Source organism: Citrobacter sp. wls827 (assembly GCF_005280875.1).
In the GTDB taxonomy this organism is placed as follows: domain Bacteria; phylum Pseudomonadota; class Gammaproteobacteria; order Enterobacterales; family Enterobacteriaceae; genus Citrobacter; species Citrobacter youngae.
The window spans coordinates 102,402-111,043 of the sequence record NZ_SZWR01000001.1 but is presented as its reverse complement, the minus strand read 5'-3'; the positions used below and the strand labels follow the sequence as shown (position 1 = coordinate 111,043).

Genomic DNA, 8,642 nt, shown 5'->3' with positions numbered 1-8,642 from the left:
TATGTGGATAGCTGGTACCAGTACGGCCTCTACAATAACAGCGTAAATAACGGCGACGTGGGTTCAAAAGATTATGATTCGACAGCCAGCGCTGTTTCTCTGGAAACGGGCTATCGGTATGACATCGGACTTGAAAACCTGAACACTGTCAGCCTGACGCCACAGGCTCAGGTGACATGGCAACAATATAAAGCGGACGCGGTTGTGCAGAATGGAACGCGTATTGACGGACAAAACGGTGACAGCTGGACCACGCGCCTCGGACTGCGGGTAGATGGCAAGCTGCACAAGAATACCACGTCGGTTATCCAGCCGTTTGCGGAGGTGAACTGGTTACACACCAGCGATGATGTTGCCGTTTCGTTTGATGGCGCGCAGGTGAAGCAGGATCTTCCGGCAGATCGCGCCGAGGTGAAAGTAGGTATTCAGGCGAATCTGAATAGCCAGTGGAGCATCACGGGTCAGGTTGCTGGGCAAAAGGGACGTAATGATTATGGCGATCTCAACGGTAGCCTGGACGTCCGTTACAGCTGGTAAAGTGACATAAAAAACAGAGTAATCAGGCCTACAAGCAAGCTTGTAGGCCTGATGAAATTACTTCGCTTTACCCTGGTTGGCTACCGCTGCAGCTTTTGCTGCGATCTCGTCAGCGTTACCCAGATAGTAATGTTTGATCGGCTTGAAGTTTTCGTCGAACTCATACACCAGCGGTACACCGGTCGGGATGTTCAGTTCGAGGATCTCATCTTCGCCCATGTTATCCAGGTATTTCACCAGCGCACGCAGGGAGTTGCCGTGAGCGGCAATAATGACGCGCTCACCGCTTTTCATGCGCGGCAGAATGGTTTCATTCCAGTAAGGGATAACGCGATCGATAGTCAGTGCCAGGCTTTCGGTGACCGGAAGTTCTTTGTCGGTCAGTTTGGCATAACGCGGATCGTGACCCGGATAGCGCTCGTCATCTTTAGTCAGTTCCGGTGGGGTGACCGCAAAGCCACGACGCCATTGCTTAACCTGCTCGTCACCGTATTTTTCAGCAGTTTCGGCTTTGTTCAGCCCCTGCAGTGCGCCGTAATGACGTTCGTTTAGTTTCCAGGATTTCTCAACCGGCAGCCAGGCCTGATCCAGTTCGTCCAGGACATTCCACAGGGTGTGGATGGCACGTTTCAGCACAGAGGTATAAGCAAAATCGAAGCTGTAGCCTTCCTCTTTCAGCAGTTTACCTGCCGCTTTTGCTTCGCCCACGCCTTTTTCAGACAGGTCAACATCATACCAACCGGTAAAGCGGTTTTCGTTGTTCCACTGACTTTCACCATGACGTACCAGAACCAGCTTAGTTATAGCCATACACTCACTCCTATAAATCATATTGAATGATAATAATTCTCATTATATTGCCGTAAAGTGTCAGCGGCAATGCTTACGCATAACCATAGCGAAAATAGCGGCACAGTGTAAGGTTCTTGTGAACTCAAGGTTGCGATTTTGTCTTTGAGTGGGGTGGTTTTGAGCGGATCTCGCGTGGGGATAAATGACGAGCCGGGTATCGACTCGTCACGGTTAACTATCAGGCAGGAATAAACCGGTATTCCGTCACGCTGGCGTATTCTTCGCCCGGTCGCAGGAAGCAGTCTGGCTGCGGCCATTCCGGATGATTTGGGCTGTCAGGCAGAAACTCACTTTCCAGCGCCAGTCCCTGCCAGTCTTCGTAGGCGTCAGGCCCACGGGATGGTGTGCCGCCGAGGAAGTTACCGGAATAGAACTGCAACGCCGGGGCAGAGGTGTAGACCTCCATTTGCAGTTTTTCATCCTGGGACCAGACCATGGCGACCGGTTTGCGGGCATCGCCTTGCGTCTGTAACAAGAAAGCGTGATCGTAACCTTTCACCTTGCGCTGATCGTCATCGGTCAGAAACTCGCTGTCGATGCGTTTAGGTGCACGGAAATCGAACGAGGTGCCCGCCACGGGTTTCAGTCCGTCATGCGGGATACCCATTTCATCAACCGGCAGGTACGTATCGGCCAGAATCTGCAGCTTGTGCTGGCGGACATCCGTTTTGTCGCCGTCGAGGTTGAAATAAACGTGATTCGTCAGATTCACCGGACAGGGTTTATCCACTGTCGCACGATAGGTAATCGAAATACGGTTATCATCGGTCAGGCGATATTGCGCGGTGGCGCAGAGGTGACCCGGAAAGCCCTGATCGCCATCGTCAGACGTTAAGGCGAACAGCACCTGACGGTCATTCTGATTGACTATCTGCCAGCGACGTTTGTCGAAACCGTCCGGCCCGCCGTGCAGCTGGTTGTCGCCCTGGCTTGGTATTAATTCAACGGTTTCATCGGCAAAAGTATAACGGCTGTTGGCGATACGGTTAGCGTAGCGGCCAATCGAGGCCCCCAAAAATGCGGCCTGTTGTGGGTATTGTTCCGGGCTGGCGCAACCGAGTAATGCTTCGCGCACGCTACCATCGCTGAGCGGAATACGGGCAGACAGCAGGGTTGCGCCCCAGTCCATCAGCGTGACCACCATCCCAGCGTCATTGCGCAGGGTGAGCAGGCGAAACGGCTGACCGTCCGGAGCCTGCACGGGGATTTCGTTTAACATTGTCCGGCTCCTTGTGAGGGTTTGCAGACGTAGAATGTTTCTTTGATACCGGTTTTTGCTTCGTACTGCCCGGCGACAGCCTGCTTCACGGCAGGCACCAAATCTTGTGGGATCAGCGCCACGATGCAGCCGCCGAAGCCGCCACCGGTCATGCGTACACCGCCTTTATCGCCGATGGTCGCTTTGACAATCTCTACCAGCGTATCAATTTGCGGCACGGTAATTTCAAAGTCATCGCGCATTGAAGCGTGAGATTCCGCCATCAGTTGGCCCATGCGTAGCAGATCGCCTTTTTCCAGCGCCTGTGCTGCTTCAACGGTACGCGCATTTTCCGTGATGACGTGGCGAACGCGTTTGGCGACAATCGGATCCAGCTCGTGGGCGACGGCGTTAAACGCTTCAAGGCTGACATCACGCAGCGCTGGCTGTTGGAAGAAACGCGCGCCGGTTTCACACTGTTCGCGACGGGTGTTGTACTCACTGCCAACCAGCGTACGTTTAAAGTTACTGTTGATGATCACCACCGCCACACCTTCCGGCATGGAAACGGCTTTGGTGCCCAGCGTACGGCAGTCGATCAGCAGCGCATGATCTTTCTTGCCCAGCGCGGAGATGAGCTGGTCCATAATGCCGCAGTTACAGCCGACAAACTGGTTTTCCGCTTCCTGGCCGTTCAGGGCGATCTGCGCGCCGTCGAGCGGCAGGTGATAGAGCTGCTGGAACACGGTGCCCACAGCCACTTCCAGCGAGGCGGAAGAGCTTAGACCCGCGCCTTGCGGGACATTACCGCTGATCACCAGATCTGCGCCGCCAAAGGCATTGCTGCGTTTTTGTAGATGCTTCACCACGCCACGCACGTAGTTCGACCATTGCTGGCTATCGTGGGCGATAATCGGCGCATCGAGTGAGAACTCATCAATCTGATTGTCGTAATCAGCGGCGATCACGCGAACTTTTCTATCGTCGCGCGGCGCACAACTGATGACGGTTTGATAGTCGATGGCGCAGGGAAGAACGAAGCCGTCGTTATAATCGGTGTGTTCGCCTATCAGGTTTACGCGACCCGGAGCCTGAATGGTATGGGTGGCAGGGTAGCCAAACGTTTCTGCAAACAGAGATTGTGTTTTTTCTTTCAGACTCATTATTTAAACTCCGGATTCGCGAAAATGGATGTCGCTGACCGCACGCAGTCGCTCAGCCGCTTGTTCTGCCGTCAGGTCACGCTGGGTTTCCGCCAGCATTTCGTAACCAACCATAAACTTACGTACGGTCGCGGAACGCAGCAGCGGCGGGTAAAAGTGTGCGTGCAACTGCCAGTGGTCATTCTCTTCGCCGTTAAACGGCGCGCCGTGCCAGCCCATAGAGTAGGGGAAAGAGCACTGGAACAGGTTGTCATAACGACTGGTCAGTTTTTTCAACGCCAGCGCCAGGTCAGCACGCTGTTCGTCGGTCAAATCGGTAATACGCAGGACATGCGCTTTCGGCAGCAGCAGCGTTTCGAACGGCCATGCAGCCCAGTAAGGGACAACCGCCAGCCAGTGCTCGGTTTCTACGACCGTACGGCTGCCGTCCGCCAGTTCTCGCTGGACGTAATCAACGAGCATTGGCGTGCCCTGTTCAGTGAAGTACGCTTTCTGTAGGCGATCTTCACGTTCGGCTTCGTTGGGCAGGAAACTGTTGGCCCAAATTTGTCCGTGGGGGTGCGGGTTCGAGCAGCCCATCGCCGCGCCTTTATTTTCAAATACCTGCACCCAGGGATAGGTTTTGCCTAACTCTGCGGTTTGTTCCTGCCACGTCTGTACAATTTCTGTCAGCGCAGGGACGCTGAGCTCTGGCAGCGTTTTACTGTGATCGGGCGAGAAGCAGATCACGCGGCTGGTACCGCGTGCGCTCTGGCAATGCATCAACGGATCGTGACTGTCCGGCGCGTCCGGGGTATCAGACATCAGCGCGGCAAAGTCATTAGTGAAGACATAGGTCCCGGTGTAATCCGGGTTTTTGTCGCCGGTAACGCGCGTATTGCCCGCGCACAGGAAGCAGTCCGGATCATGCGCGGGCAGTACCTGCTTAGACGGAGTTTCCTGCGCCCCTTGCCATGGGCGTTTGGCGCGATGCGGTGAAACGAGGATCCACTGCCCGGTGAGCGGGTTAAAACGGCGATGTGGATGATCGACAGGATTGAATTGCGTCATGATTGGTCCTTAATCCGAATATCCCTGTGGATGGCGTGATTGCCAGTGCCAGGTATCTTGTGCCATTTCATCCAGTGTACGCGTCACGCGCCAGTTAAGTTCGCGGTCTGCTTTGCTGGCATCGGCCCAGTAGGCAGGCAGATCGCCGTCGCGGCGCGGAGCAAAATGGTAGTTCACTGGCTTACCGCAGGCTTTGCTGAAGGCGTTGACCACATCCAGTACACTACTACCAACGCCAGCGCCAAGGTTGTAAATATGCACACCCTGTTTGCCCGCCAGTTTTTCCATTGCGACAACGTGACCGTCGGCAAGATCCATCACGTGGATGTAATCGCGAACGCCGGTACCGTCTTCGGTCGGGTAGTCATTACCAAATATGGCCAGAGACTCACGGCGGCCCACGGCAACCTGCGCGATGTAAGGCATCAGATTGTTAGGGATGCCCTGCGGGTCTTCGCCCATGTCTCCTGACGGATGTGCGCCAACCGGATTGAAATAGCGTAACAACGCGATGCTCCACTCAGGTTGTGCTTTTTGCAGATCGGTCAGGATCTGTTCCACCATCAGCTTACTTTTGCCGTACGGACTTTGTGGTGTACCGGTCGGGAAGCTTTCAACGTAAGGAATTTGCGGCTGATCGCCATAGACTGTGGCGGAGGAGCTGAATATGAAGTTTTTCACGTTCGCGGCGCGCATCGCATTGACCAGACGCAGAGTGCCGTTGACGTTGTTGTCATAGTACTCCAGCGGTTTAGCAACGGATTCGCCGACGGCCTTCAGACCGGCAAAGTGGATGACCGTATCGATGGCATGATCGTGGAGGATTTCGGTGATCAGCGCTTCGTTACGGATATCACCTTCGACGAATGTCGGATGTTTTCCACCTAAACGCTCAATAACGGGCAGTACGCTGCGCTTACTGTTGCAGAGGTTATCAAGGATCACGACGTCGTGGCCATTCTTAAGCAACTGCACACAAGTGTGGCTTCCAATGTAACCGCTACCACCTGTAACCAATACTCTCATAATTCGCTCCGTTATGCCTATATCATGTAATGAAGATAGCATAACAAAGTTGTGAAAAGTGTGACATGGAATAAATTAGTGGAATCGTTTACACATGCCGGTTCTCAACGTCTGAATTGCATTTTTTGATTTTAAATCATTGTGTTATTCAATGATTGCAGCTTTTATCTGAAAAATCAGGCTTAAAAAAGGGCGCATTAGCGCGCCCAGGCATGAAAATTAACGCAGTGATGTTTGTTGATAGGCGTAGATATCGCCTTCGGGCACAAACTCCAGTCGGTGGGTAATGCAGGCGGGTGCATCTTCAGCATGGTGGGAAACAAACAGCAGTTGGGTTTCACCTTCACCGATCAGAACATCAACGAAGCGGCGGATCAATTGGCGGTTTAGCGGGTCCAGGCCCTGCAAGGGTTCATCAAGGATCAATAGCGTAGGGTGTTTAACCAGCGCGCGCACAATCAGCGCCAGCCGCTGTTGTCCCCAGGAAAGGCTGTGGAAAGGGGTGTCTGCAGTGCGTTTATCCATTCCCAGAATATCCAGCCACTGTTGTACCAGCTTGTGTTGTCTGTCTGATACGGCCTGATAAATACCGATGGAATCGAAGTAGCCTGAGAGAATGACGTTGCGCACCGTAGTGCTTACCCGGTAATCCAGATGCAGGCTGCTGCTGACGTAACCGATGTGTTTTTTGATATCCCAGATAGTTTCACCGCTACCCCGACGACGGCCAAACAGCGTCAAATCATTACTATAGCCCTGCGGATGATCGCCGGTGATTAAACTGAGCAGCGTTGATTTTCCCGCACCGTTTGGACCGACAATCTGCCAGTGTTCCCCTGGGTTTACCCGCCAGCTCAGATGATGAAGAATCGGGCGATCATTATAGGAAACGACCCCGTCGTTGAGCATAATCCGCGGTTCGTTCTCAGACAATATGCGACGTACGGAAGGCTCATCCGGTTCGGGCAGGGTAATACCATCAAGTCGTTCACTATGGGCAAGTTGGGCGATTAACGCTTGTTGCAGAAGACCCGTTTTTTCACCAGTTTCTGTCAATGTGCAATCGGCCAGCACGCCGGCAAACTGCACGAACTCGGGAATTTCATCGAAGCGGTTTAACACCAGCACTAACGTAAAACCGGCCTCATGTAACGCTGCGAGCAGCTCTGCCAACTGGCAACGTGAAGCCACATCCAGTCCGTCAAACGGTTCATCAAGGATCAGCAAATCGGGTTCAGACATCAGTGCCTGACAGAGCAGAGTTTTCCGCGTTTCGCCGGTGGAAAGGTATTTGAAACGTCTGCTGAGCAGTGAGGTAATACCAAACTGCTGTGCCAGGGCGGCACAGCGAGCAGGATCGCTGACCTCATCCTGAATAATTTCCGCAGTAGTACGCCCGGTATCGTCTTCGCCTGGGCTCAGAAGATCGGTGTTGTTACGCTGCCATTCGTCGCTGACCAGCTTTTGTAGTTGCTCAAAGGAGAGACGGGTTATACGCGTGAACTGGCTGTGGCGTTCGCCTTTTAGTAACGGTAATTCTCCGGCGAGCGCACGCGCCAGTGCGGATTTTCCGCTGCCGTTAGACCCCACAAACGCCCAGCTATCACCCGCGTTTAACGTCAACGAATTCAACTGAAGCGTTTTGGTATCACTCAGACGAAACGTGCCTTGCGAAATTTGCAATGATGACATTTTGTATCCCATTATCTGCAGCGATTAATAACAGGGATACGTGTTCTTCAGGCCGATGTCAATCACTCAGCACAGCGTTGCGATAATCACTCTGTCTGCGTTGAAATAGGCCGTGACATTCGCGCCTTCGTGCAGCGTCGCGGTATTTTCTGTCGGAATGGTCGCACACAGCGTCTGACCGTCTGGTAGCGTCATCAATACCTCGCACTGTTCCGCGCCGCGTTCGATATGGCTGATGGTGCCTTGCAATTGGTTATCGGCGGCCTGAGCGATAGCGTCATCCTGGGTAATTCCGACCCACGGCGCTTTCAACAGGATCAAGACTTCCTTGCCTTCATCAAGCCCCAGACGTTCACCGCTCTGCGCGGTAATCGCGACTTTCAGCCGGGTTGCGCCATCAGCCAGCAGGACGTCAACATGCTGCTGAACCTGGTCGTGGTCGCGCGCGGTTATTGTGCCAAACCACTGGTTACGAGCGCTGGTTTGCAGTGAAAAACGAGAGATGGCCGCCAGCAGACTATTAAGTGGAACCGCATCGTCATCGCTGAGGACATCGAAGGCTTTTTGCTGAATTTGCGCCAGCAGGTCGTACAACTGAATCAGGCGCTGGCCGTAGCGGGTTAACACTGCACCGCCGCCGCCTTTGCCTCCGGTGGCGCGCTCTACCAGTGTCTGCTCACTAAGCTGGTTCATTTCGTTAATCGCGTCCCAGGCGCTTTTATAACTGATACCTGCATCCTTCGCGCCCTGACTGATGGAGCCGGAAAGCGCAATGTGCTTAAGCAGAGAAATGCGGCGGGGATCGGCAAACAGTTTTTGCTGAAGTTTCAGTGTAAGTAGGATTTCGGCCTGCATAACAAGCTCCTGGCAAAAAAGGGTATTGTGACGGAAAACCGCGCCTGAGCAAAGCCGACCGCACAAAAGGGGAGTGCTTTTCTGTGTTATGTGGTTAGAATACAGCTAAGGACTATATCTGGAGTTGACCATGTTAGAGTTATTGAAAAGTCTGGTATTCGCCGTAATCATGGTACCTGTGGTAATGGCCATCATTCTGGGACTGATTTACGGACTGGGTGAAGTGTTCAACATTTTTTCCGGTATCGGTCAGAAAGACCAATCCAGAC

The 8,642-nt window shown here is 53.4% G+C and carries 9 protein-coding genes; 2 read left to right on the top strand and 7 right to left on the bottom strand.

Going from position 1 to position 8,642, the window contains the following annotated elements; all coding sequences use genetic code 11:
* Nucleotides 1-537, top strand: a 537-nt coding sequence (locus FDX03_RS22880; protein ID WP_249356955.1) for an autotransporter outer membrane beta-barrel domain-containing protein, incomplete at its 5' end; no start/stop codon positions are given.
* Nucleotides 538-594: 57 nt separating this feature from the next.
* On the opposite strand, the gene gpmA is transcribed toward FDX03_RS22880, so the two are convergent.
* The 7 genes from gpmA to modE all read right to left on the bottom strand — a co-directional run bounded on the left by gpmA (nucleotide 595) and on the right by modE (nucleotide 8,373).
* Nucleotides 595-1,347, bottom strand: a complete 753-nt coding sequence (gene gpmA / locus FDX03_RS00500) for a 2,3-diphosphoglycerate-dependent phosphoglycerate mutase (RefSeq protein ID WP_061067550.1) — start codon at nucleotides 1,345-1,347, stop codon at nucleotides 595-597.
* A 220-nt stretch (nucleotides 1,348-1,567) separates the two neighbouring features.
* Nucleotides 1,568-2,608, bottom strand: coding sequence for a galactose-1-epimerase (gene galM / locus FDX03_RS00495; protein WP_137345337.1), 1,041 nt, complete (start codon nucleotides 2,606-2,608; stop codon nucleotides 1,568-1,570).
* Entirely contained in the window at nucleotides 2,602-3,750 is a 1,149-nt protein-coding gene (galK, locus tag FDX03_RS00490) for a galactokinase (RefSeq protein WP_137345336.1), read from the bottom strand. Before galK ends, galM begins: the two co-directional genes overlap by 7 nt.
* 3 nt (nucleotides 3,751-3,753) lie before the next feature.
* Entirely contained in the window at nucleotides 3,754-4,800 is a 1,047-nt protein-coding gene (galT, locus tag FDX03_RS00485; RefSeq protein ID WP_137345335.1) for a galactose-1-phosphate uridylyltransferase, read from the bottom strand.
* Between the two features lie 9 nt (nucleotides 4,801-4,809).
* Entirely contained in the window at nucleotides 4,810-5,826 is a 1,017-nt protein-coding gene (gene galE / locus FDX03_RS00480) for a UDP-glucose 4-epimerase GalE (protein ID WP_040232497.1), read from the bottom strand.
* A gap of 219 nt (nucleotides 5,827-6,045) precedes the next feature.
* Nucleotides 6,046-7,518: a molybdate ABC transporter ATP-binding protein ModF gene (gene modF / locus FDX03_RS00475; RefSeq protein ID WP_137345334.1), complete on the bottom strand. Its 1,473-nt coding sequence runs from the start codon at nucleotides 7,516-7,518 to the stop codon at nucleotides 6,046-6,048.
* Between the two features lie 66 nt (nucleotides 7,519-7,584).
* On the bottom strand, nucleotides 7,585-8,373 hold the full coding sequence (gene modE, locus FDX03_RS00470) for a molybdenum-dependent transcriptional regulator (protein ID WP_086523629.1): 789 nt from the start codon (nucleotides 8,371-8,373) through the stop codon (nucleotides 7,585-7,587).
* 130 nt (nucleotides 8,374-8,503) lie between these two features.
* Between modE and FDX03_RS00465 the strand changes: the two genes are divergently transcribed.
* A partial coding sequence (locus tag FDX03_RS00465) for an AcrZ family multidrug efflux pump-associated protein (RefSeq protein WP_137345452.1) occupies nucleotides 8,504-8,642 on the top strand: 139 nt, incomplete at its 3' end.